This window comes from Bradyrhizobium sp. CCBAU 45394, assembly GCF_028128655.1.
Taxonomy (GTDB): domain Bacteria; phylum Pseudomonadota; class Alphaproteobacteria; order Rhizobiales; family Xanthobacteraceae; genus Bradyrhizobium; species Bradyrhizobium diazoefficiens.
This window is the reverse complement of the sequence record NZ_LBIX01000157.1, coordinates 36,904-59,385: the sequence shown is the minus strand read 5'-3', so window position 1 is coordinate 59,385 and position 22,482 is coordinate 36,904. Positions and strand designations below refer to the sequence as shown.

Genomic DNA, 22,482 nt, shown 5'->3' with positions numbered 1-22,482 from the left:
GGGTTCTCCGTGCATCAAATCAGCGCTCTATTCACGGCCATCGTGCTCTAGATCGAATGTGAAAACTCCGTCCGGGGTGACCGGGCGTGCGAGCACCTCGGGATGACGCAAGGTGCGAAGCGCATCGTGGTAGCCGGCGCGCCAATGGTCTTGCATCGAAAGGCGGGAGAACTCGTAGTCCTTGGAGTGGCCTTCGTGGTTGCGCGCCCGATAGATCAGGTGAACGATGTTGTAGACGTTGGGAGACACCGCGGTGTTCAGGAGCTTCACATCCTCGTGCTCCCTGAGTTCTTCGGGAATCCGGTCCAGGAGCGTCGTGAGCGCACGTCGCAGGCGCTGCACGTGCTTGAACTGGTCGGTGCTCGCGCGCGTGCGACTGGAATATTGAATTTCCTTCTGACGCGTGACAACCTCGGGCAGATTGCCCGGAAGCTGCCCCTTCGCGCTCCAGAGATCGACCTGAAACGCCAACATGTCCTGCGGCACACCCCCATCGATCACCCATTGCAGCGGCGTATTGGAGACAAGGCCGCCGTCCCAGTAATGCTCGCCCTCGATCTCCACGGCGGGAAAGCCCGGTGGCAGCGCGCCGCTTGCCATGATGTGCTCTGGGCGAATCGTGTGGGTGCTGTTGTCGAAATAGACGAAATTGCCCGTTCTCACGTTGACTGCTCCTGCACTGAACCGCGTCATCCCCGCGTTGATGCGATCGAAGTCAATCAGGCGCTCCAGCGTGCTCTTCAACGCGACGGTGTCGTAGAAGCTGGTTGCTTCGGTCGTGCCGCCGGCGTGGAGCCATGGCAGGAGGGGGCGCGCGGAGAAGAACCCGTTTGCGCCGCATGCCGCGGCAAGGCCCGCGCTCATCTGGTTGAGGATATTGCGCGCATTCTCGTTGCGCGCATCGAGAAATGGGTTTCCGGCCCAGTCCCAAGGTGCAGTCGAAGTTACCCGCGTCCAGAAATCGCGCAGCCGATCAACACGCGACTCGGCCGGGTTGCCCGCGATGATCGCGGCATTGATCGCGCCGATGGAAATGCCGGCAACCCAATCGGGGTGGATGCCAGCTTCCGCCAGCGCCTCATACACCCCTGCCTGGTAGGCGCCGAGAGCGCCGCCGCCTTGCAACAGCAGGGCTATGCAATCGAATGGCAGCCGCCGTTGGGTGGCCGGCAGGTGTGATCGGGGCTGGAAATTCATGACTGGTCTTGCTCTCGGGTGTGGGATGATCGAGCCGGCGTTGCGGAAGCCGCGATGACCGTTCGCTAAAACAAACTATACGGTGTAGTGTATATATTGCGCGTTAATGCGCAACTCACGAGATCGTGCTTCAGTGGCGCGCTGTCACGTTCGTGGCTAGCGCTGAGTTGACCGCTGTCCGACCTTGGGCGGCTCGAGCATCACTTCCTTCAGGTGATCGCTGGTCGCGATGACGACCACGAAGTTGAGCTTGCCATCCTGTTTCATCAACCCGCCAGCGAGCGCCTGTCCGTCCGCCGCGCTTTCCGCGACCCGCACCGCGTCCGACAACTCCTGCTTGATCCACTTCAGGGCTATGATGTTGGCGAGATCCGCGCGATCGAGCTCCTTGAGCGATGACGCGATCTCCGTTTGCGATACCCTTCCGGTGTTCGCATCTATGACATTCTCAAAGACCCGCTCGTTCTTGATCGTGCGCACGCGGTAGACCGGCGGACCGGATATCTCGAAGCTGATGTCTGCGGTCCTCGACCCATCGTGCAGACCCTCCGCAATCGCCATGGCCTGTCCGATCGGGACCTTCGTGGTGTGAAACTGCTCCAACACGCGGCGAATGGCCGCCTCCTCGACGTTGCCCTGCGCGGTCGTGCTTTGCTGTTCGGCGTCGGTAGGGACCTGCGTGACGCCGGCCAGAGCACCGGTGCCGGCGAGGGCCGCGGAACAAACGATGAGGGCAAACAGCTGCTTCTTTGGCATCGCGCATAATCCTGTGGTGTTCTTCATGATCGGTGGTCTAGTTCGGCACGAAGGCGTACCGGCTGATCTGGAAGCCCGGATGCCGAGCAGATCGCCACAACTTTCGAGGCCGCGCCGGAGCGAGCTTGTGCCGTCGCGCCGCGATCCGATGCGGGCTCCCCCGCCCTGCTGGGTCATGAACGGCGGGCTGTAGCTGGGCCAGGCTCTCGCGAACGCGTAGATCGGCCGCCGCCGGGTTGCCGTCATCGTCGCGCACAACGGCGCCGCCGACTTCAGTTTCGGGCAACTGCGGTGGAGCCTGGGCGATATCGTGCTCGGCGGGCGCGGGACGCAGTCCGAACCCGTTGGTGTCGATGACGGCCGCTTCGGGGCCCCTCCGCTCCGAGTGGATCCGGATCGGCGGCAACGCAGAATGCTGCTCCGTGAGCCGGCTCGGCGAAGGTGCGGGCAACACCCAGTCGGCCGCCAGAAGCAGCAGGAGCAGCGCCCCTCCAGCGGAGAGAAAATACGCCCGCAGGGGCATCTCGGGCTCGACGACGGCGCTCGCACGTCGCGACAGGACAGACTTCCTGCTCACGGCCTGTTCCCAGACATGAAATGATTCCGTCTCGTTTTCAGAAGCTCGTGGGCCGCGGGTGCCGGCACGCGCGTTCGGCGTCGAGATAGCCGCGCTCGTCGAGCCATTCGATCGGGCAATAGGCCATCGCCTTCGGGTCGATCACGTGCCCGTCGCGCTTGAGGGCCGCTCGCGTGCCGGTGCGTCCGCTCCAGACCGAAGAGCCGGTGGCCGGCTCCACGTCCATGACGTCGAACACTTCGATGAAGTTGAGCATGTCGAACGTCCAGGATGCTCACGCGGCGGGCGGGGAAGGGGGCTCGACGCCTTCAAGCGCGACGCCTCTGCGGACGAGTTCGGATTCGATCGCGTCGAAGATGGGTTCGACCGGCGCGAGCCACACCGTGACCCAGCAGATGATGCAATCGCGAGCAAGCAACAGCCCTGACGTCATGCGCGGCCCCTCCGGCTGGCCGCATGCCGCACCGGCGCGGGTTCGCCGACGGCGAGCGCGTGCACCCAGGCGAGCACCGAAATGGTGAGACCCAGCAGCAGGCTCACGCCCACGAGCGACACGGCCACCATCAGATTGAGCGAGGCGACGGCAATCCCGGGCCAGGGATTTTCCCGCACGAGCGCCAGGAACAGGCTTGACATCTTCGGTCTCCTAAATAAACTACACCGTATATTTCATATACAGCGCGGATCGCGGGATGTGTCAAGAGCCGAGACTCACAAGCCCGTGTTCGTCCTGGTCGGGCGAGGGGACTTCGGAGTGAGGTCAAGGTTCCCTTTGAAAGCAGATGCCTCAACTTGAGAAAGGATTCGATATGTTCAAGAACCGGTTGGTGCTCGCACTCCTGGTGCTCGTTGCGTCGGGCGCCGCTGCGTTCGCGCAGGAGGATCGCGGCACGGCTGAGCAGAGAGCGGCGTGCACGTCTGACGCGTTTCGCCTGTGCGCCGGCTACATCCCCGACCCCACCAATGTGGAAGCCTGTCTCAGGCAAAGAAAGTCGGACCTGAGCGAAGCCTGCAGAGCCGTGTTCGACCATGCAGCCGCTGCGGCTTCGGTCAGGACCGTCGGGTCGCACCGATAGCGCGGCGCAAGGAATGAGGAACGATCGTATGAATACGATATATGCGCCTGCTTTCGCCGCGTTCGGAGGCTCGGCCTTCGGAGCGATTTCCACGATCGTGACGGGATGGATGTCCCGGCGCCGCAGACTCCGCGAGCGCCATCAGGCGCACGCGGTGTCGAAGCGCGAGAAGCTCTATCGCAGCTTCATTGAGGAGGCGTCCCGACTTTACGCGGACGCGCTCACCAGCGACAAATCCGAGATCCCGGCATTGGTGAACTTGTATGCGCTTATCGGGCGCATGCGGATTCTGTCCGAGGATGAGGTGGTCCATGCCGCAGAGCGGGCTGGCCGGCTGATCATCGAGACCTACCTTGCACCGAACACCCCGTTCGTCGACCTGCCGGGCTTCCTGGAGGAGATGGATCCGTTGCGTGAATTCGGCGAAGCCTGCCGGCGTGAGATGCACGCGATTCCGTTGCGTTGAGGCCGAGCATGCTGAAGGCGCAGACGACCCGCCAGGCTGGATTGTCCTGCACGCGTGAACGAATCGTGCAGGCTGCAATCTGCTTGTACCGGGAGATCGGGTACCGGAAAACCACGGTTGCCGACGTCGCTCGCGACGCTTCAATGTCCCCCGCAAATCTCTACCGGTTCTATCCCTCCCGCCGGGCGCTCGAGGAGGCCGTCGTGACGGAGCTGCTCGACGAGGTGTCGGCGGCGGCCGCAAGTGCAGCGCGAAGCGGCCGCTCGGGCCTGGAGCGCCTGAATGCAACGTTTGGCGCGATCTCCCGGCTGCATGAAGATCGGCTGGCAAACGATGTCCGCTTGCACGAACTGGTGGTGGCCGCAGGACAGGCGAACTGGCTGGCCAGCCTGTCTCATGCGGATCGGCTTCGTGGTGTGGTGCGGTCGATCATCGCGTCGGGGCAGGTGAGCGGGGAGTTCCGCGGCGGGAGCCCGATGGCGCTCGCCTGCTGCCTGCTGGACGCGATGGATGCTTACCTCAACCCCTCCCGTGTCAAGGCGACCGCCCTTCGGCCAACGTTCGACGAGATGATGCGCTTTTGCGCGGGGGCGCTTGGCAACCCAGCGTTCGCTGGCCCGGCGTCCCATCAACTCATCGACGTTCAGGCCAGTATGCGCTACAAATCCGCCTGCTAAACCCGACGCTCGATTGGCTCACGGTGTCCAGTCTGCCTCACAGGCCGCAAGGAAGAAGCCGACGCGTTCGCGCATGAAGGACGGCAGCTCCCGTCTCAGCTCCTTCGGTGTTTCCCCGACCAGCGACCGAAACAGCATCGGCAGCAGGATCAGATCCAGGAAGATCTGAGCGGTGGCAAGGCTTCGCTTGCCGCTGAAGGGCCCCTTTGGAGCGCGCGCCAGCTTCTGCGTCGCTTCATTCAAGAGTTGGGAAACGGCGTTGACGGAGCGATCGCGCGCGGCGTCGTGGACGTTGCGGCTCAACTCGGGAAAACGCTGCGCTTCAGCAATCGTGGCGCGAACCATGCCCAACGATTCCTCGATGAGCTTTTCCACGATGGTGGTGCCGAGGTTCGAGAGCTTGTCATGAAGGGTGCGGCCCTCGGGCTCGACGCCTTCGAAATCCGTCAGCCTGCTGATGGTGCGGGCCACCACCGCCGCGAACAGCGCCTCCTTGCCGGGGAAGTGCGCGTAGATGGTTGGCTTGCTCGCCGGCGCCAGCTCGGAGATGTCGTCGATGCTGGCACTGCGATAGCCCTTCTCGAGAAAAAGCTGCTGGGCTGCGTCAAGGATCCGGACCTGGACGTCGCCGGCAAGGTCTTTGGTCGGTCTGCCCCGTTTCGGGGTGCTCTTCTTGGTCATCCGTCGATCCTCCAGTCACGAGTCTGTGCGCGCGCAGATCGCACTTGACATGGCGGGCCGGAAAAGGCAACAAAAAGAAAATATACGGTATAGTTTATTTAATCGCCGCGATGTCCATCAGGACCCGCGGCGGCACCTCCCGGACAGTCGAAGCCGCAAACCTGTGTGCATTGGCCTTGCGATCGTCCGGTCGACCTCAGGAGAGAGCGAATATGTCGTGCCCCGACCCGGACCGCCCACAACACGGCATCCTGCTGCGCGAGTTGCATCACAGGGTCGATAAAGGAGTCGCCTCGGCGATCGATCTGGTCTCGGCGGCGGTCATCCGCGCCGACGGAGCGGAAGCAAAGGCCGCCCTGAGCGACGTCGTGGAGCTGCTGCACGGACATGCGGAGCTGCATCGGGCGCTGGCCATGCCGGAGGGCGATGTCCTCAACGATGCCGCGACTTACATTCGCCGACTGGGCTGCGCCATGCGCCAATCCTTTCTGGATCGAATGGGGATCCGGCTGACGCTCACCACCGAGTCTCTCCCGCTTCAGCCCGAGCGGTGCGGACGGCTTGGCCTGATCGTCCACGACCTCATCGTCAACGCAGCGAAGCATGCGTATTTCGACGCGCGCTCCGGCGAGATCAAGGTCAAGCTGTCGCGCATCGGCTCGGTCGCGAACTGCGTGGTGCTGGACAACGGCTCGCGGCCGGCGCGGGCCTTGGGCCGGGAGTTCGAGATCAGCAATGACCTTGCGAAAGGGCTCGGCGGACGGATCGAGCACGGCTTCGCTGCCGAGTTCACATCCGTCGTGGTCTCGTTTCACCTGAGCGAGCGGGAGCGGCAGGCAAGCTGGTCGATGGCGGCTCGCCGCATGAGGCGGCCGCGCCGGCTGAAGACCAACGCGTCCGTGACGCCCGGCTCGGGCGCCGGCCTCCCGGATCAGATCGAGCGTCCGGCCGCGATGCGCGCGGATCCAGATTCACTGCGAGCGCGCCCGAACGAACGGGCCACGCTGACCACGGGCCCGGACGTCCTGGGCAATCTCCTGTCACCCTCTCACCGTACGGACGCGCTATGAACCCGCGTTATTCGAACCTCTCCAAAATCGGTCGAACTGAGCGCTTGCTGCGGCCTCTCGGCGGCCTGGCCCTCGCACTTGTTGCTGCCGCGCTCGGCGGCTGCGACGATCGCGCTGCCAGTCCTTCCGCGCGCGCCGCTGTCGTGCGTACGGAAATCGTGCAGCCGAGAGATCGGCAATCCTCGCTTACCCTGACCGGTGAGGTGCAGGCCCGCTTTCGGGCGGATCTGTCGTTCCGCGTCAGCGGGCGCGTCCTCGCGCGCTATGTCGATGTCGGGACCCACGTGAAGGCCGGCGAAGTGCTGGCCATTCTCGACCCGGCCGAGCAGGAGGCCGATGTCGATGCCGCCACCGCCGCCGTTCTCGCCGCAGAATCCCAGCTGCGTGTGGCAAAGGCGACTTTCGATCGGCAGACGGCGCTGATCGCGAGCGGCTTCACCACGCGCACGGCCTACGACCAGGCGCAGGAAGGGTTGCGAACCACGGAAGGTGCGCTTGAAGCGGCAAGAGCGCAGCTCGGAACCGCGAAGGACGTGCTCGGCTATACCGCGCTGCGAGCCGAAGCCGACGGCGTCGTCACCGCACGCAGTGTGGAGACCGGTCAGGTCGTACAGGCTGCCCAACCGGTATTTTCACTGGCGCAGGACGGGGACCGGGACGTCGTCTTTGACGTTTATGAGTCCATTTTCCTCGGTGCTGCCGACCGAAGCAGCGTTTCGTTGGTGCTGATCTCCGATGCGACCGTGACCGCAGGCGGTCAGGTTCGGGAGGTCTCGCCGGCGGTCGACGCGAGGAGCGCGACCATTCGGGTCAAGGTGGCGATCAAGGACCCGCCTGCCGCAATGACGCTTGGAAGCGCCGTCGCGGGAACTGTGAGAGTGAAGACCGAGCCGCAGATCGCATTGCCCTGGCGCGCATTGATGGCGGCGGGCACCAGCCCTGCGGTCTGGACCGTCGATCCGGCAACACGGACCGCCTCGCTGAAGCCGGTGACGGTCGGTGGCTACGAGGCCGGAGAAGTATTGATCAAGGCAGGTCTGGATCCGGGCGAGCGCGTCGTCGTCGACGGCGGCAAGCTTTTGAGCGTGGGCCAGCCCGTGACCTATGAAGGAGACCCCTCATGACGGGCCGCGCAACGATCGTGGCGGGCACGCTTGCATGCGCGCTCGCGCTTGCCGGATGCCAGCAGGAGACGAAGGCGCCCGAGGCCGTGCGGCCCGTCCAGTCGCTGCTTCTCGCAGCGGACCACGCGGACGATGTCGCTGCGGTGGGCGTTATCGAACCGCGCTACAAAACCAATCTCGGCTTCCGTGTGCTGGGACGTCTGATCACGCGTCCCGTCTACGTCGGTGACCTCGTGACTGAAGGACAGGCGGTGGGCACGATTGACTCGACCGCCCTTGAGCTCGCCGTTCGCGCGGCCAAAGGCCAGCTTGCCAGGGCCGAGGCGCAGTTCGCGACCGCTCGCGCGACGGAGGAACGGCAGCGAACGCTCATCACCACCGATGCAACCACGAAGCAGATGCTCGATAACGCCGAGCAGGCGCGTGCCGGCGCCGAAGCGACGGTCGCGCGCGAACAGGCCAATCTGACCAAGGCGATCGAGCAGCTCGGCTATTCGCAGATCAAGGCCGACTTCGCCGGTGTGGTCACCGCAGTCGGTGCGGACGTCGGCCAGGTGGTGTCCCCCGGCCAAAGCGTGGTGACGATCGCAAGGCCCGATATCCGCGAAGCGGTCGTCGATATCGGACCGGACTATCCGCTGCCGCTGGAGGTCGGTCTGCCGTTCACGGTCAGCCTGCAGCTCCTGCCGGCGGTTCAAGTGGAAGGCACCGTTCGCGAGATTGCGCCGCAGGCCGATCCGGCAACGCGCCTGCGGCGGGTCCGCATCGCACTCAGCAATCCGCCTGACAGCTTCCGGCTCGGCGCGACCGTCACGGCAAAGCTCGGCAGGCAGCAAGGCCCGGTTCTCCGGCTGCCTGCGTCGGCGCTGCTCGCCAAGGATGGCGCCAATTTCGTCTGGATCGTCAATCAGCCCGCCAGCACGGTGTCGCTGCAAAAGATCGATGTGGCGGCTGGCCAAACCGGGGCGCGCGTCACCGGCGGACTTGCTGCTGGCGCACGCGTCGTCACCGCCGGGGTCCACAGTCTCAAGCAAGGACAGCGCGTCCGTATCGAACAGGATCAGCAGCCATGAAGTCGTTCAACCTCTCCGACTGGGCGCTCGGTCATCGCTCGCTCGTCTGGTATTTCATGATCGCCTTCATGGCGGCGGGACTTTTTGCCTATCTTCAGCTGGGACGGCAGGAAGACCCCGACTTCACCATCAAGACCATGGTCGTCCAGGCGCAGTGGCCGGGTGCGTCACCCGAGGAGATGACGCGCCAGATCACCGACCGGATCGAGAAGAAGCTCGAGGAGCTGGAATCGCTCGATTACACCAAGAGTGTGACGGTTGCGGGTCAGACCACCGTCTTCGTCTATCTGCGCGACAGCACCAAGGCTGCCGACGTGAAGCCGACCTGGATTCGTGTTCGCAACATGATCGCGGATATCAAGGGCGACTTCCCGCAAGGGGTGATCGGGCCCGGCTTCAACGATCGCTTCGGCGACGTGTTCGGCAACATCTATGCCTTCACCAGCGACGGCCTGAGCCAACGTCAGCTGCGCGATCATGTGGAGGACATCCGTGCCAAGGTCCTGACCGTGCCCGATGTCGGCAAGGTGGACATCCTGGGCGCACAGGACGAGGTGATCTATCTCGAATTCTCCACCCGCAAGATCGCGGCCCTTGGCCTCGACGTTCACGCGATCATGAGCTCCTTGCAGGGGCAGAATGCGGTTGCCCCATCCGGCGTATTCCAGGAGGGGCCCGAGCGGATCAGCGTACGCGTGAACGGCCAGTTCACGTCGGAGGCAAGTCTGAAGGCGGTCAATCTGCGCATCAACGATCGCTTCTTTCCCCTGACCGACGTCGCAACCATCACGCGCGGTTATGCCGATCCGGCCAGGACCTTGTTCAGGTACAACGGCGAGTCGGCGATCGCGCTTGCCATCGGCATGAAGTCCGGCGCGAATCTGCTGCATTTCGGCGAGGCGCTGAAGGAGGAGATGTCGAGAATTACCGCCGACTTGCCGGTCGGCGTCGGCGTTCACCTCGTCGCCGATCAGCCCGTCGTTGTCGAGCATGCCGTGTCCGGCTTTACCGAGGCGCTGTTCGAGGCCGTGATCATCGTTCTCGGCATCAGCTTTCTCAGCCTGGGCATGCGCGCCGGCCTTGTCGTCGCGATCGCGATTCCGCTGGTTCTCGCCATCACCTTCGTCGTGATGGCCTATGCCGGCATTTCGTTGCAGCGAATTTCGCTTGGCGCCCTGATCATCGCGCTCGGCCTGCTGGTCGATGACGCCATGATTGCCGTCGAGATGATGGTCGCGCGTCTCGAGGTCGGCGATCCCCTGGAAAAGGCGGCGACGCACGTCTACACCTCGACCGCCTTTCCCATGCTGACCGGAACGCTGGTGACCGTGGCTGGCTTCATTCCGATCGGGCTCAATAGCAGCAATGCGGGCGAGTTCACCTTCACGCTGTTCGTGGTCATCGCCGTCTCCCTGATCGTCTCGTGGATCGTGGCGGTGCTGTTCACGCCGTTGCTCGGCGTCACCATCCTGCCCGCCAGGATGAAGGGCCATCACGAGCAGAAGGGGCGCGTAGCGCAGTTGTTCACGCGTCTCCTGCTCGTCTGCATGCATCGCCGCTGGACGACGATCGGTGTTACCGTCGCCGCCTTTCTGCTGGCGCTGTTCGGCATGAATTTCGTGCAGCAGCAGTTCTTCCCGTCTTCGGATCGCGCCGAGCTCGTGATCGACTGGAATCTGCCGCAGAACGCGTCCATTGCCGATACCAACTCGCAGATGGCGCGCTTCGAGCGCGAACAGCTCCAGGGCAGCAATTCGGTCGACCACTGGTCGTCCTATGTCGGCACCGGCTCGCCGCGCTTCGTCCTGTCCTTCGACGTGCAGACCGCCAACACCTGGTTCGGCCAGATGGTGGTCGTGACCAAGGGCGGCATCAAGGCGCGCGACCAGGTCAAGGCGCAGTTCGAGGACTACCTGAAGAAGACGTTCCCCGGCACCGACACCTACGTCAAGCTGCTCGAGGTCGGCCCCCCGGTGGGGCGTCCCGTGCAGTTTCGCCTGAGCGGGCCCGACATCGCGAGGGTGCGAGACCTCGCGCAGAAGCTCGCCGGCATCGTGCGGAGCAGCCCCGATCTCGGCAATGTCGTGTTCGACTGGATGGAGCCGGCCCGCGTCGTCAAGGTGGACGTTCTCCAGGACAAGGCGCGGCAGCTCGGCGTCACCTCGGAGGACATTGCCTCCACCTTGAACTCCGTGCTCGAGGGCACGCCGATTACCCAGGTGCGCGACAGCATCTATCTCGTCAGCGTCACGGGACGTGCGACGGCGGCTGAACGTGCCTCCATCGACACCCTGCGCGACCTGCAATTGACCGCGCTCGGCGGCCAGGCCGTGCCGCTCGGTGCGGTGGCCAATTTGCGTTACGAGCTCGAGCAGCCGACGATCTGGCGGCGCGCGCGGATCCCGACCATCACGTTGAAGGCCGGCATCGTCGGCAACGCGCAGCCAAAGACCGTCGTGGATCAGCTCGCGCCGAAAGTCGCGGAGTTCACCAAGGCGCTGCCGGCCGGCTATTCGGTGCACATCGGCGGGTCCGTCGAGGAGAGCGCCAAGAGCCAGGCGCCGATCGTCGCCGTCGTTCCGCTCATGCTGTTCGTCATGGCCACGGTGCTGATGATCCAGCTGCAGAGCTTCCATCGCTTGTTTCTGGTGTTCGCGGTCGCGCCGCTGGCCGTCATCGGTGTCGTCATGGCGCTGCTGCCGAGCGGTGCTCCGCTCGGCTTCGTCGCCATCCTCGGCGTGCTCGCCCTGATCGGCATCCTCGTCCGAAATTCGGTGATCCTGATCGTGCAGATCGAGGATCTCAGGAAGGAGGGGCGACCGGCATGGGACGCAGTGGTGGAAGCGACCGAGCATCGTATGCGGCCAATTCTGCTGACGGCGGCCGCGGCAAGCCTCGCGCTGATTCCGATCGCGCGCGAGATTTTCTGGGGGCCGATGGCCTACGCGATGATGGGCGGCATCATCGTCGGCACGCTGCTGACGCTGCTGTTCCTGCCGGCGCTGTATGTGGCCTGGTTCCGCATTCACCCCGATCACAACGATAACTCATCCATGCACGAGCCCGCAGCGCCCGCGCACGGCATTTCGCCGGAGCCGGTCTCCGCGGCCGCGCCGGTGCCGGTTCTCGAACCACAGATTTAACAAGGGAAAGTACAATGCTTCGCAACACAGGTCTGATGTTGTCCATCGGTGCGGCACTTGCAACGGTGACGTTGACGTCAAATCCGGCGTCCGCGCAATTCCCGCCGCCGCCGCCCATGGCGGGGCCTCCGCCGATAGCAGCCGGAGGTCCTCCGGCCTTCGCGGCTCGTCCGCCGATCGGACCTGGCGGTGTGCCGCATGCCGGCCTCGGCGGCCCGGCGCCCCGCCTCGGTGCTGGAGCTGCACCGCGCGGGGCTCTCGCTGGAAGCGGGCGCGGCAGCCCGGCGGTGGCGAACGCCGCTCGCGCCACATCCGTCACCTACAACCGCTTCGGAGGCTACGGCCGCTACGGTGGAGCCCGGTACGGCTATCGCGCCGCGTATGCGGCCAGCGCCTACGCCGGAGCCGCTGCCGGCTACGCCTATGGCGGCTCGCGCTATTCCTCTGACAGTGACTGCTACTACGTTTACAGACGTTACCGGCGCGTGATGGTGTGCGAATAGACCGCACACCGACCGCTACGGCGAGCTCGCCATCAACGCCGCCCCGGCGAAGGCGGCGGCGGGGTAGGGCGTGTACTCCCCTAGATCAATCCCTTGTTGCACGCGTTTTTTGCCGCCGAGTTTCCGCCAGCGTAATGGCGCCGCTAGCCACCAGGACAATGACGATGACCGTGGCAAGCGCCTCCACCGAGGCTAGGGTGTCGTACCAGCTGTTCCAAAGCTCAAGCATGCGCTGGCCTCTATCTGAGCGGGCGTCCACCAGCGATAAAATGCGCTCTGTCGAGAGGACGTGCCTTCGCGCACAGGGACAATGCTACGTTTCGCCGCGCGCGCTTTGATCGCGCGGCAACATGACCTATGCCCGGCGCCCGAATATCGAGCGAACGTAGGTTCCGGTCGCCGTACACAGAGATCGCCCGCGGCTATGTCGAAGATGTTGGCCGACTGTGAAGTAGCTTACATCCCGTGTTCTTGGCCCGGGCTAACGTGGCGGAAGCTTCTTGCTTTGAAGGAGGCATCCAATGCTCGCAGCAATCAAATGGAACTCCCGATACAACGCGCGCGAATGGGGGATGATGGTTGGGGCGCTCGCCGTCCAACTCCGTGCACTGAATGCAAATCGACGGAAGGGCGAAAGCAAGCCGAGGCGGCCGCCCTGGAAATACTTCGACGATACCCATCATTGGGACACAGCCGCGGAGGAATGGGTCCCCAACAATGATCGGTGATCAGGCTTCAAGATCCCTTTCGCTGATGGACCTGGTCGAGCGGTGCGGTCACGTACAAGCAGCTGGATCGGGATGTGCGTTGGGACTTCCCGAAGAGTGACGCAGCAGCGCGCCGCCGACGGGGCGTAGCGCTACGGCGCCGGGCCGGGACCCGGAGGCGGCATGGTAACGGCCAGCTTCCGGCACGCCGCCCTTGCTGATATTCTCCGCCAAAAGACGTTTGGCGGAGGATAACGATGCGGCCCCACGGGATGGCCTCGAATATAGCGGCTGGCGATGTCACGCCCGCGGTGCTCGCCATCGGACGGCCGGATTTTCCGAGCGTGCTGATCGATACGCTGCGCCGGCAGGCCGATGTCGGCCATTGCATGGTGTTTGCGCTGAGCCGGGCCGGCGCTGCCCGCTGCCTGCTCGATGCCGGCAACATCCCGATCGGCGGCGATCTCGGCGCGGCCTATGCCGGGCAGTTCCACGAAACCGACCCCAACCGCGATGCGCTGTTCGAAGGCGAGGGCGGCGCGTCGATCGTGCTTCCGACTTTCGCCCCGCGCATGTACGGCGCGCGCTACCGCAAGATCTTCTTCAACGATTCCGGCATCGTCGACAAATGCGCGACCGCGATCTGGGTCGAGGACACCTGCTTCTACGTCAATTTCTATCGCATCGCCGCGCAGGGCCGCTTCAGCGACGCCCAGCGCGAACGCCTCCAGGCGATCGCACCTGCGATCGGGGCGAGCGTCGCGCGCCATTTTCAGCGGAGCGCAACGCCCGATCAGTCTCTCGCCGCGCTGTTCGCCACCCACGCGCCGCTTGCCGATCTCACGCCGCGCGAGCGGGAGGTTTGCCGGCGCATCCTCGAAGGTTTCAGCTCCGAGGCGATCTCGCAGGCGCTCGGCATCAGCTTGCATTCGACGCTGACCTACCGCAAGCGCGCCTATGGGCGGCTGGGTATCTCCTCGCAGAATGAATTGTTTTCGATCGTGCTGCGCCTGCTCGCGGGACCGAGCGGCCTGAACTAAGGGGTACTCTCAGGTCCGCTAACTCGAAATGGGTAGTTTCCTCAATGAACCCGATTTGCGATGATGCAGGGCAATTGCGGTGGCCGCCGCGGTTGTAGGGGGCGGCCTTGGTTTCTATCAGAGTCAGCGACGGGCCGCTCAGCTCCGATAGGTTTGTGCGACTTTAGATCCTCGAGCTGTAGCTCCAATTCGCAGTTCTAGGAGGCCGCAATGGCAAATGTCTATTCAGTTCTGTCAATGTCCTTAGTTGCTACCGTTCTCATGGCTGGCAATGTCCAGGCCCAAAGCATTCCTCCGGAAGGCTCCGTCTTCGTTATATTCACCGCCACGCCCATTCCAGCCCCCAGGCCGATGCCGATCGGCATCGGCAGAGAGTTTGCCCTCGTGAACCAAACGCGCGCCATCTCTTCGTCCGTCGGCACTGCAGTGATCAATCCGATCTGAGCGCATCTGCATTGTCGCACCGATCGGACGTAGGGGTGTCGATCAACCGCTTGGTGAACGGGAAAGTAGCGATCTTCGATCTTTATCAGGGAGATCAAAAGGTCAGCCATGATGGACAATCCAACTGCCTGGTCCAGGCGTCGACGATGTCCGATCCACGATCGCTAACGCCGGAGATGAATTTCCGCCAAGGCACCAGATATGCCGGCGTCCTGGTCGCGATTGGAGTGATCTATTTCGTCCTGGCAAAGGGCGGCCTCGCTCTCGCCTCTGTTCATCCCAGTGCAACGCCAATTTGGCCACCGACGGGTCTCGCGCTGGCGGCGGTGCTGTTGTGGGGATATCGGACCTGGCCCGCAATTTTCATTGCAGCGGTGATCGCCAATGCGACCACCGCCGGCTCTGTTGCCACCGCAATTGCGATTGCTTCCGGCAACACTCTTGAGGCCGTCGTTGGCGCTTATCTGGTCAATCGATGGTCGCGCGGCCGTCATACGTTCTCGAGACCAAACTCCGTCGCGAAGTTTGCTCTGATCTGCATCGTGATCGCGACGCCGATCAGCGCCAGCATTGGACTGACCAGCCTGGCGACCGCCGGGTACATCGATCGGACCAATTTCGCGAACGCCTGGGTCACATGGTGGCTGGGAGATGTGACCGGCGCGCTGGTGATTGCCCCCGTTGTCGTGCTTTGGGCATCAAGCTACGACCATGCTTTCAACCGCAATGATTGTTTGGAGACGGTCGGCGTCCTCGCAACAGCGGCGGCTGTTGGACTTATTGCTTTCAGTCCCCTGATCGAGCAAACGCCGAGCAGAGATCCACTGGGCTTTCTTGCGATTCTGCCAATGTTGTGGGCGGCACTGCGCCGCGGTCCACGTGACACCGCAACGGTTGCGCTGGTGCTTGCCGGCATCACGGTTTGGGGGACGCTCACGGGCGGCGGCCCCTTCACGACCACGGACCTCAACGTTTCATTCCTGCTGGTGTTGATGTTCCTGATCAGCATTACGGTTCCGAGCTTGTTACTAAGCGCCGACGTCGAGGTCCGCAAGAGGGGGGAGAAACGTCTGCGCCGCGCGCAGGTCGAACTCGAACGGAAGGTCGCAGAGCGTACGCAGGAGCTTGAGCTCGCCAATGCAGCAAAATCGCGCTTCCTTGCCATGGCAAGCCACGATTTGCGGCAGCCATTGCATGCACTGGGCTTGTTCATTGCCCAGCTGCGCATGCCGCTCAGATCGGGGGAACGGACAAGGACGATCGAGCTGATCGATGCAACGCGCAAGGAAATGGATGAAATGCTCAATTCGCTGCTGGATATGTCCAAGCTGGATGCCGGAATCCTTATACCCACAATTACTGAATTCCCGATCGCGCGCCTGTTGCAAAAAATTGAGACGACGTTTGATCAGGCAACGCGAGAAACAGGCTTGCGTCTACGCGTCAGGCGAAGTGACGCCTGGGTGCGGAGCGACGCCATGCTGCTCGAACGCATACTGCTCAATTTGGTATCCAACGCTGTGCGCTATACGTTGCGGGGTGGGATCATTGTCGGCTGTCGCCGGCGCGGTCAAATGTTGCGCATCGAAGTATGGGATAGTGGTCCCGGCATTCCCGAGGATCAGAAGCAGAATATCTTTGGCGAGTTCTTTCAACTGGCCGCCCGAGACCGGAACCGGTACGGCAGCATGGGGCTCGGCTTGGCTATTGTCGACCGGCTTCGCCTGCTTCTCAACCATCCAATCGACTTAGCTTCGACCGTGGGCCGAGGTTCGCGATTCGCGATCCTGGTTCCGATGGCCGATGAATGCGATACATCCGCCGAGCCCGTCGACTCTCCCCACCCCGCGGCCTTTGCAGTCGAAGGCAAGCTCGTTCTTGTTATTGCCGATGCTCCAATTGTCCAGCAGGGAACGGGCGGATTGCTTGGCAGATGGGGATACACCGTCCTTACCACCGGATCCGACGAAGCGGCACTTATCCGACTTGCGGAGCGCCAGCAACGCCCCGATCTCATCATCTCGGATTATCATCTTGCGAATGGAAAGACCGGGATCCGAGCCATTGAAAAAATCAATGCGGCGTTCGGTTCATCCATTCCAGCCATTCTCATCAGCGGCGATACGGCACCTGAACCAGCACGTGAGGTCAAGGATACGGGATACATTTTGCTGCACAAGCCTGTCGACCCGATGCGGCTCCGCGCTGTCATGCACGAGCTCTTGATGGATCACGGCGATGGGAGGGATACCCGGGCGGCTTCATGACTCGGATTTCGGCGGCGATTCCCAGCCCATTTTCCCCACTTTGATGACTGCCTCGGTGCGGCTCGTTACGCTGAGCGCCTTGAGAACGACCGTGATGTGATTTTTCACTGTCGGCACTGCCATGTTGAGCGTCTTGGCAATGATCTTGTTGCTTTTTCCCTTCATCAGAAGCGCAAGCACTTCGATCTGCCGATCGGTCAATCCGAGACCCCTGAGAAAGTCGGGCGTCGTTGGTTTATTTGCGAGCCGCCGAGACGGTGCTTCCTCCAGAATTTCAGAGGGAATGTAAATACCGCCAGAGAACACCAACTCAATGGCGTTGAGCATGACCTCTCGTTCGGTCGTTTTAGGGATGAAACCCAGCGCGCCAAGTTTGAAAGCGCGCTTGACTGTGTCTTGATCATTCGAGGACGAAAGAATGATGATAGCAATGGTCGGATAGCTGTCTCGCAGTTCGCGGAGGACAGAGAATCCATCTCTGTCAGGCAAATTGATATCAAGCAGGATGAGGCTGATGTCGGGATGTTCCTCGACTATGTCCATTGCCTGACGGCTGCTCGAAGCTTCAAATATGACGGCCTCTCGCTTCAGCTGTCTCAGGACCGCGCACAACGCCTCGCGTATCAATGCATGATCGTCAACAATAAGGACTTTCATGAAAAGCTCTCCGTCATCCCATGGCACGGAGATCCAATTTGAGAAATCATACACCCGCCCTTGGGTCTTTGGCGAGGAAGAGGCTGGCGGGAAGACCGGCCCCGAAACCGTCCACTCTTCATCGCTGGTCCAGCCAGCGGGTCACGGTTAGGCACTCAAGATAGAAGTTGAATGCCGTTGTATGCTGTAATTGTAATCAGCTCACGGGACGCCCAAAAAAGCGAGTGCGGATCGCCAGAGTCGCGGATTCAGACTGCGGATATCTGTAAGTACCTTGATCATAGGACCTAGGAACCCCTCCGTGAGGACCTCCGGCTGATTTACGCGCGGTGCCGTTGAACGATAATCGTCACCCGACAGCTCCCGCGCCAGGAGGTTCTACCAGGCGTCGCCGTAATTCGCGGCCGGGTTCGGCGCGGCTGATGCTTTTCGTCAGTTTCGGTCCCTCTTGAAACGTGTTCGGACGCCGGACGGGGAACCAGATGCTTGATCGAACTGCCACCCTGAAGCCATTCGCAGGCGCGGTGCCGGAGCTGAACGGCTACGGCCGCGATCTGCGCATTGATGCCTGCCGCGGCATCGCGCTCTGGTGGATCTTTCTTGACCATGTCCCCAACAACATCGGGAGTTGGCTGACGCTGCGCAACTACGGCTTCAGCGATGCGGCGGAAGTATTCATGTTTCTTTCGGGTTTGACCTGCGCGCTGTCCTACGGCAAGGCACGGCAGAGCGGGGGCTGGACCGGCGTGATCGGCCGGACGCTGTGGCGAAGCTGGGATATTTATGTCGCATTTCTACTGCTTACCCTCGCCTGCGCCATCGTGGTGCACCTCGCAGGCGGCGGCCCTCTTGCCGACAAGAGCAATACGCGCATTCTGTTGGACCAGCCGGGCGTGACGCTCGCGCACGCGGCGATCCTGCAATACCGCCCGGTGAATACCGACATCTTGCCGCTCTTCGTGCTTTATCACCTTTTGTTTGCGCCGCTGCTGTGGCTGCTGCTGCGAGCGCCGAACGCAACGCTGGGCGCGTCGCTGCTGCTTTACGCACTGGTGCACGTCTTCGGCTGGACCATCCCGGCATGGCCGAACGGCCACTGGTTCTTCAATCCGCTGGCCTGGCAGCTGCCGCTCGTGCTTGGCGCGTGGTGGATCATCGAGGGCAAGAGAGTTCGACCGTGGGTGACCTCACGCACCGTGCTTGTTCCTGCGGTTCTTTATCTGCTGATCAGCCTCATCATCGCATTGAGCTGGAGCGTCAAACCGCTGGAAGCGTTGGTCCCTCGGGCACTCCTGACGCTGTTTTACCCGATGGACAAATCGAATCTCGCTCCATTGCGACTGCTGCATTTTCTGGCCCTTGCAGTTTTGGCCGTATGGCTCATGCCTCGCGATTGGCGAGGGCTGACGACGCCGGTGATGCGTGGCGCCATTCTCTGTGGCCGGAATTCGCTGCCAATCTACTGCCTTGGCGTTCTGCTGACGCTGGCCAGCCACCTGGCGCTGCTCGACATCTCGGAGGGGCTGACGATGCAGATCGCGCTCAGTGTTGGCGGCGTCCTGGTGATGATCGTGGTGGCGGCGCTGCTGCATTTGGTCATGATCAAACCCAGGCAGCAGCTGCATGCGAAGGCCGTCGAGCAGCCAACCAGGTCTGAGCTGGTCATCAATCCCATGACAGCCAGGGCACTCGGCGTTGACGTTCCGCCCGCGGTACTCGCCTGTGCCGACAAGGTTGATCGACTAAAGATGCTGTTTGCTCCGGTGCGCGAGTCCGGCTGCCGCGCGGATCCAGTGCCAGCAATCGCGCACGCCTTCGGGCCACCAGCGAAAAGTGCGGGTCAGGATGTGGATTAGATCACAAGGACCGACAAGGGACTGTGGAGCCTGCCCCTTGATCGTCCGGCCATCGTACAGGAGCCAAGGCCATGATTTCTCAACCAAGGACCCACAAGAGAGCGATGTTGATCGCGGCGTACGTGACGTTGGCCTGCGTAGCGGCATTTCTGTCGGTCAACCTGACATCACCCACCAGCGCCGCGCTCGGCGCGGACTGGCAGTGCAGCCGGTTTGCCCTCGTATTTACGACCTGCACCCCGGTGGGTTCACACGAGACCCTTTCCACTGGCATGCGCAGGCTGACCTAGGGTTAAGACCCAATTATCCATGTTGAGATTCAACGGGTTGGTCAACCGAATCGGGGGCCAACAGATGCGGGCGAACTTGGTTTGGTTTAGCGACGGGCAGTACGCGGGGAATTTGGCAGAGTATCTTCGAGGCGGCGGGCCGAACCTGCTGAACCGCCGGAACGAATGGCTCTCGACGGCACGCATGTCAAAGCGCATCGCTGCGCTGGCGGCGGAAAAGGGGGGCGTCGGAACAGGCGATTGGCATCACCAAGGGCGGGCGCAACAGCAAGATTCACGGCCTTGTCGATAAGCTGTGCCGCCCGTGGGTCTTGATCCTCACGCCTGGCAATACCGCCGACTGCACAGTCGGGCCGGCATGTGTCAGTCTGCTCGACGGCATCGCCGAGTTGCTCGGTGACAAGGCTTATGACAGCAACTCGTTCCGCGAGTCTCTGCGCAAGGACGGCATCAAACCGGTAATCCCAGGCCGGTCAAATCGGAAGAAGCGCATACGTCACGACAAGCAAGCCTATAAGGATCGCAACGTCATCGAGCGCTGCTACTGCAGGCTCAAGGACTTCAGGCGCATCGCAACGCGCTACGACAAACTCGCTCGGAACTACTTCTCAGCCCTGTGCCTCGTTGCCGCCGTGGCATTCTGGCTTTAGTCGTGCGCGGTTTCCGCTTTTGGGATAACATGGCGAGCGTGTCGGCACCCGGATGACGATGGGAAACCATGACGGGGAGCTTGGAATGAGCTCGCAGCGAGTGTCGGGAACCGCCGTGCAACGAACCATTGCCGTCCTGGGCTCGGCGGTTTTCTTCGTGGTCGCCCCATGTACGCTGGCGGGGCTCGTTCCATGGTCGATCACGGGTTGGCATTTCCGGCCGCCGTTCCTTGGTCTGGAGCTGACGCGCGGCATCGGCGCGATAATGATTCTCGCAGGCGTACCTGGGCTCGTTGACGCATTTGCGCGTTTCGCGCTGCAAGGGCTCGGCACCCCCGCGCCCATCGCGCCGACCCGGAATCTCGTGGTGACCGGTCTCTACCGTTATGTGCGTAATCCAATATACGTCGCGGTCGTTGCCATCATCCTGGGTCAAGCGGTGCTGATGGGCGATTGGCGCCTCATCGTCTACGGCGCGCTGCTCTGGCTCTTCTTCCACGTCTTCGTCGTGGCGTACGAAGAACCCACGCTCGAGCGGACGTTTGGGAGTGAGTACGAGGCGTTCCGCGCCGCCGTCCCGCGCTGGATACCGCGGATGACCCCATGGCGGTTGAAATGATCGGTGGCCCGCGGCTGTGCGAGCCGCTGCTCGCGACCGGTCTCGGACCCTTCACCGGCGCCGCGAGCAGGCACGCTGTCTGGCGCTCGGTTGGAATGTGGCCTTAACGAACGTTGTCCCAATCGCTGGGGACAGACGGCAGCTCCTGAACGCGCTAGTCTGGCGGGACACAGCAGGGAGACCGCCTTGAGCACCGCGCCGCGCATCGACATCGACCCGGCCGCGTTCTGGGCCGACCCCTATCCGATGCTCGCGAACATGCGCAAGGAGGCGCCGATCGCCTTCGTGCCGCAGCTCGGCTCGACGCTGCTGACGAGCCGCGACGACATCTCGATCTCCGAGAAGCAGATCGACGTGTTCTCCTCGCACCAGCCCGCCGGCCTGATGAACCGGCTGATGGGCCACAACATGATGCGCAAGGACGGCGAGGCGCACCAGGTCGAACGCCGGGCGATGTTTCCGACGGTGTCGCCGAAGACGGTGAAAGGCTACTGGACCGCGCTGTTCCAGGCCCATGCCGACCGCATCATCGATGCGATCGAGCCGGGGCGGATCGACTTCATGCGCGATTTCGCGCTGCCGTTCTCCGGCGAATGCCTGAAGTCGATCACCGGCCTCACCAATATCGGCTTTGCCGAGATGGACGCCTGGTCGCAAGGCATGATCGAGGGCATCGCCAACTATGTCGGCGATCCCGCCGTCGAGGCGCGCTGCCATGCCGCGACGTCGGGCATCGATGCGGCGATCGACGACATGCTGCCGGTCATGCGCAAGAATCCCGATCAAAGCATCCTCGGTGTGCTCCTCGCGTCGGGCATGCTGATGGAGAGTGTGCGCGCAAATGTAAAACTCGCGATATCGGGCGGCCAGAACGAGCCGCGCAAGGCGATCGCCGGCACGGTGTGGGCGCTGCTGACCCATCCCGAGCAGCTCGACCTCGTCCGGCGCGGCGAAGTCACCTGGCTCCAGGCCTTCGAGGAATATGCCCGCTGGATCTCGCCGATCGGCATGTCGCCGCGGCGCATCGCAAAGCCATGCTCGATCCGCGACGTCGCGTTCGAGCTCGATGAGCGCGTGTTCCTGATGTTCGGTTCCGCCAACCGCGACGAGAAGCATTTCGAGCGCGCCGACCAGTTCGACGTGCGGCGCGACACCAGCAAGAGCGTGGCGTTCGGCGCCGGCCCGCACTTCTGCGCCGGTGCCTGGGCCTCGCGCGCCATGATCGCCGACGTCGCGCTGCCGACATTGTTCGCGCGTGCCGGCCGGATCGAGATTGCCGATGACGAGCCAGTGCGGATCGGCGGCTGGGCGTTCCGTGGCTTGCAGAATTTGCCGGCGAGATGGCTACACTAGGCCGGCTGGAAGGGAGCTTCGCGCCACAACAGCTCCCATTCGCCGATCATGCCATCATGCTCCTGTCTTGCCCGACGGGTCAAACGACTCGGCCTGCCGCGTAAGCTATTGATCCGACTATGGTCGGCTACTGTGCATGGGGTTGTTTTCGACGTTTTATGTTCCGGCCCTGCATCGTCGCACCAAATCCCCGCGGCTCTCACATTCGCGTGCGGAAAAATTCTCCCTGCATCATCGCGGCCGCTTGAAAGATTAA

At 62.8% G+C, this 22,482-nt stretch carries 25 protein-coding genes; 16 read left to right on the top strand and 9 right to left on the bottom strand.

Going from position 1 to position 22,482, the window contains the following annotated elements:
- Positions 1–27 precede the first annotated feature (27 nt).
- The 6 genes from WN73_RS18010 to WN73_RS17985 form a co-directional block, all read right to left on the bottom strand.
- Positions 28–1,197, bottom strand: coding sequence for a DUF3734 domain-containing protein (locus WN73_RS18010; protein ID WP_028173093.1), 1,170 nt, complete (start codon positions 1,195–1,197; stop codon positions 28–30).
- A gap of 156 nt (positions 1,198–1,353) precedes the next feature.
- Positions 1,354–1,980 (bottom strand): PepSY domain-containing protein, encoded by a 627-nt coding sequence (locus tag WN73_RS18005; RefSeq protein ID WP_271554073.1) that lies wholly within the window; start codon positions 1,978–1,980, stop codon positions 1,354–1,356.
- A 10-nt stretch (positions 1,981–1,990) separates the two neighbouring features.
- Entirely contained in the window at positions 1,991–2,530 is a 540-nt protein-coding gene (locus tag WN73_RS18000) for a hypothetical protein (RefSeq protein WP_271554071.1), read from the bottom strand.
- 37 nt (positions 2,531–2,567) lie between these two features.
- Positions 2,568–2,786 carry a hypothetical protein gene (locus WN73_RS17995; RefSeq protein ID WP_028173096.1) on the bottom strand — a complete coding sequence of 73 codons (219 nt, stop codon included), beginning with the start codon at positions 2,784–2,786 and terminating at the stop codon, positions 2,568–2,570.
- An 18-nt stretch (positions 2,787–2,804) separates the two neighbouring features.
- The gene (locus WN73_RS17990) at positions 2,805–2,963 is read right to left on the bottom strand and encodes a hypothetical protein (RefSeq protein ID WP_271554070.1); all 159 of its coding nucleotides are present in this window, start codon (positions 2,961–2,963) and stop codon (positions 2,805–2,807) included.
- On the bottom strand, positions 2,960–3,166 hold the full coding sequence (locus WN73_RS17985) for a hypothetical protein (RefSeq protein WP_028173097.1): 207 nt from the start codon (positions 3,164–3,166) through the stop codon (positions 2,960–2,962). Before WN73_RS17985 ends, WN73_RS17990 begins: the two co-directional genes overlap by 4 nt.
- A 173-nt stretch (positions 3,167–3,339) precedes the next feature.
- Between WN73_RS17985 and WN73_RS17980 the strand changes: the two genes are divergently transcribed.
- Genes WN73_RS17980 through WN73_RS17970 form a run of 3 tightly spaced genes read left to right on the top strand, consistent with a single transcriptional unit; the run spans position 3,340 to position 4,749 of the window.
- Entirely contained in the window at positions 3,340–3,606 is a 267-nt protein-coding gene (locus WN73_RS17980) for a hypothetical protein (RefSeq protein WP_039187265.1), read from the top strand.
- 28 nt (positions 3,607–3,634) lie between these two features.
- Complete coding sequence (locus WN73_RS17975) at positions 3,635–4,072, top strand: hypothetical protein (protein ID WP_049832451.1); 438 nt, start codon at positions 3,635–3,637, stop codon at positions 4,070–4,072.
- 8 nt (positions 4,073–4,080) lie between these two features.
- Positions 4,081–4,749, top strand: coding sequence for a TetR/AcrR family transcriptional regulator (locus tag WN73_RS17970; protein ID WP_028173098.1), 669 nt, complete (start codon positions 4,081–4,083; stop codon positions 4,747–4,749).
- Positions 4,750–4,767: 18 nt separating this feature from the next.
- Here the strand turns inward: WN73_RS17970 and WN73_RS17965 are convergent, their stop codons facing one another.
- A complete protein-coding gene (locus tag WN73_RS17965) occupies positions 4,768–5,430 on the bottom strand; it encodes a TetR/AcrR family transcriptional regulator (RefSeq protein ID WP_011089760.1) in 663 nt (220 codons plus the stop codon).
- A 212-nt stretch (positions 5,431–5,642) separates the two neighbouring features.
- Here WN73_RS17965 and WN73_RS17960 point away from each other — a divergent pair, with 212 nt between their 5' ends.
- The 5 genes from WN73_RS17960 to WN73_RS17940 are packed head-to-tail and all read left to right on the top strand — an operon-like array spanning position 5,643 to position 12,343.
- A complete protein-coding gene (locus WN73_RS17960; protein ID WP_271554068.1) occupies positions 5,643–6,500 on the top strand; it encodes a sensor histidine kinase in 858 nt (285 codons plus the stop codon).
- On the top strand, positions 6,497–7,624 hold the full coding sequence (locus WN73_RS17955) for an efflux RND transporter periplasmic adaptor subunit (protein ID WP_271554067.1): 1,128 nt from the start codon (positions 6,497–6,499) through the stop codon (positions 7,622–7,624). Before WN73_RS17960 ends, WN73_RS17955 begins: the two co-directional genes overlap by 4 nt.
- Positions 7,621–8,697 (top strand): efflux RND transporter periplasmic adaptor subunit, encoded by a 1,077-nt coding sequence (locus tag WN73_RS17950; protein WP_271554066.1) that lies wholly within the window; start codon positions 7,621–7,623, stop codon positions 8,695–8,697. The genes WN73_RS17955 and WN73_RS17950 overlap by 4 nt, the downstream gene beginning before the upstream one ends.
- Positions 8,694–11,840: an efflux RND transporter permease subunit gene (locus tag WN73_RS17945; RefSeq protein ID WP_271554064.1), complete on the top strand. Its 3,147-nt coding sequence runs from the start codon at positions 8,694–8,696 to the stop codon at positions 11,838–11,840. The genes WN73_RS17950 and WN73_RS17945 overlap by 4 nt, the downstream gene beginning before the upstream one ends.
- A gap of 14 nt (positions 11,841–11,854) precedes the next feature.
- Entirely contained in the window at positions 11,855–12,343 is a 489-nt protein-coding gene (locus tag WN73_RS17940; protein WP_271554062.1) for a hypothetical protein, read from the top strand.
- A gap of 85 nt (positions 12,344–12,428) precedes the next feature.
- Here WN73_RS17940 and WN73_RS17935 read toward each other — a convergent pair whose 3' ends face one another.
- Positions 12,429–12,572: a hypothetical protein gene (locus WN73_RS17935; protein ID WP_156149870.1), complete on the bottom strand. Its 144-nt coding sequence runs from the start codon at positions 12,570–12,572 to the stop codon at positions 12,429–12,431.
- 292 nt (positions 12,573–12,864) lie between these two features.
- Between WN73_RS17935 and WN73_RS17930 the strand changes: the two genes are divergently transcribed.
- The 4 genes from WN73_RS17930 to WN73_RS17915 all read left to right on the top strand — a co-directional run bounded on the left by WN73_RS17930 (position 12,865) and on the right by WN73_RS17915 (position 16,801).
- Positions 12,865–13,071, top strand: coding sequence for a hypothetical protein (locus WN73_RS17930; RefSeq protein WP_060910315.1), 207 nt, complete (start codon positions 12,865–12,867; stop codon positions 13,069–13,071).
- 236 nt (positions 13,072–13,307) lie between these two features.
- Positions 13,308–14,090, top strand: coding sequence for a helix-turn-helix transcriptional regulator (locus WN73_RS17925; protein WP_271554060.1), 783 nt, complete (start codon positions 13,308–13,310; stop codon positions 14,088–14,090).
- Between the two features lie 210 nt (positions 14,091–14,300).
- Positions 14,301–14,534: a hypothetical protein gene (locus WN73_RS17920; RefSeq protein WP_133415036.1), complete on the top strand. Its 234-nt coding sequence runs from the start codon at positions 14,301–14,303 to the stop codon at positions 14,532–14,534.
- Between the two features lie 35 nt (positions 14,535–14,569).
- Positions 14,570–16,801 (top strand): MASE1 domain-containing protein, encoded by a 2,232-nt coding sequence (locus WN73_RS17915; protein WP_271554058.1) that lies wholly within the window; start codon positions 14,570–14,572, stop codon positions 16,799–16,801.
- Here WN73_RS17915 and WN73_RS17910 read toward each other — a convergent pair.
- A complete protein-coding gene (locus WN73_RS17910; protein WP_271554056.1) occupies positions 16,796–17,458 on the bottom strand; it encodes a response regulator in 663 nt (220 codons plus the stop codon). The genes WN73_RS17915 and WN73_RS17910 overlap by 6 nt on opposite strands.
- A 482-nt stretch (positions 17,459–17,940) precedes the next feature.
- Between WN73_RS17910 and opgC the strand changes: the two genes are divergently transcribed.
- The 4 genes from opgC (at position 17,941) to WN73_RS17890 (ending at position 22,226) form a co-directional block, all read left to right on the top strand.
- On the top strand, positions 17,941–19,314 hold the full coding sequence (gene opgC, locus WN73_RS17905) for an OpgC domain-containing protein (protein WP_271554054.1): 1,374 nt from the start codon (positions 17,941–17,943) through the stop codon (positions 19,312–19,314).
- Positions 19,315–19,804: 490 nt separating this feature from the next.
- Complete coding sequence (locus WN73_RS17900; protein WP_271554093.1) at positions 19,805–20,254, top strand: IS5 family transposase; 450 nt, start codon at positions 19,805–19,807, stop codon at positions 20,252–20,254.
- A gap of 85 nt (positions 20,255–20,339) precedes the next feature.
- Complete coding sequence (locus WN73_RS17895; RefSeq protein WP_271554053.1) at positions 20,340–20,873, top strand: methyltransferase family protein; 534 nt, start codon at positions 20,340–20,342, stop codon at positions 20,871–20,873.
- A 186-nt stretch (positions 20,874–21,059) separates the two neighbouring features.
- Positions 21,060–22,226: a cytochrome P450 gene (locus WN73_RS17890; RefSeq protein ID WP_271554052.1), complete on the top strand. Its 1,167-nt coding sequence runs from the start codon at positions 21,060–21,062 to the stop codon at positions 22,224–22,226.
- The last annotated feature ends 256 nt before the right edge of the window (positions 22,227–22,482 follow it).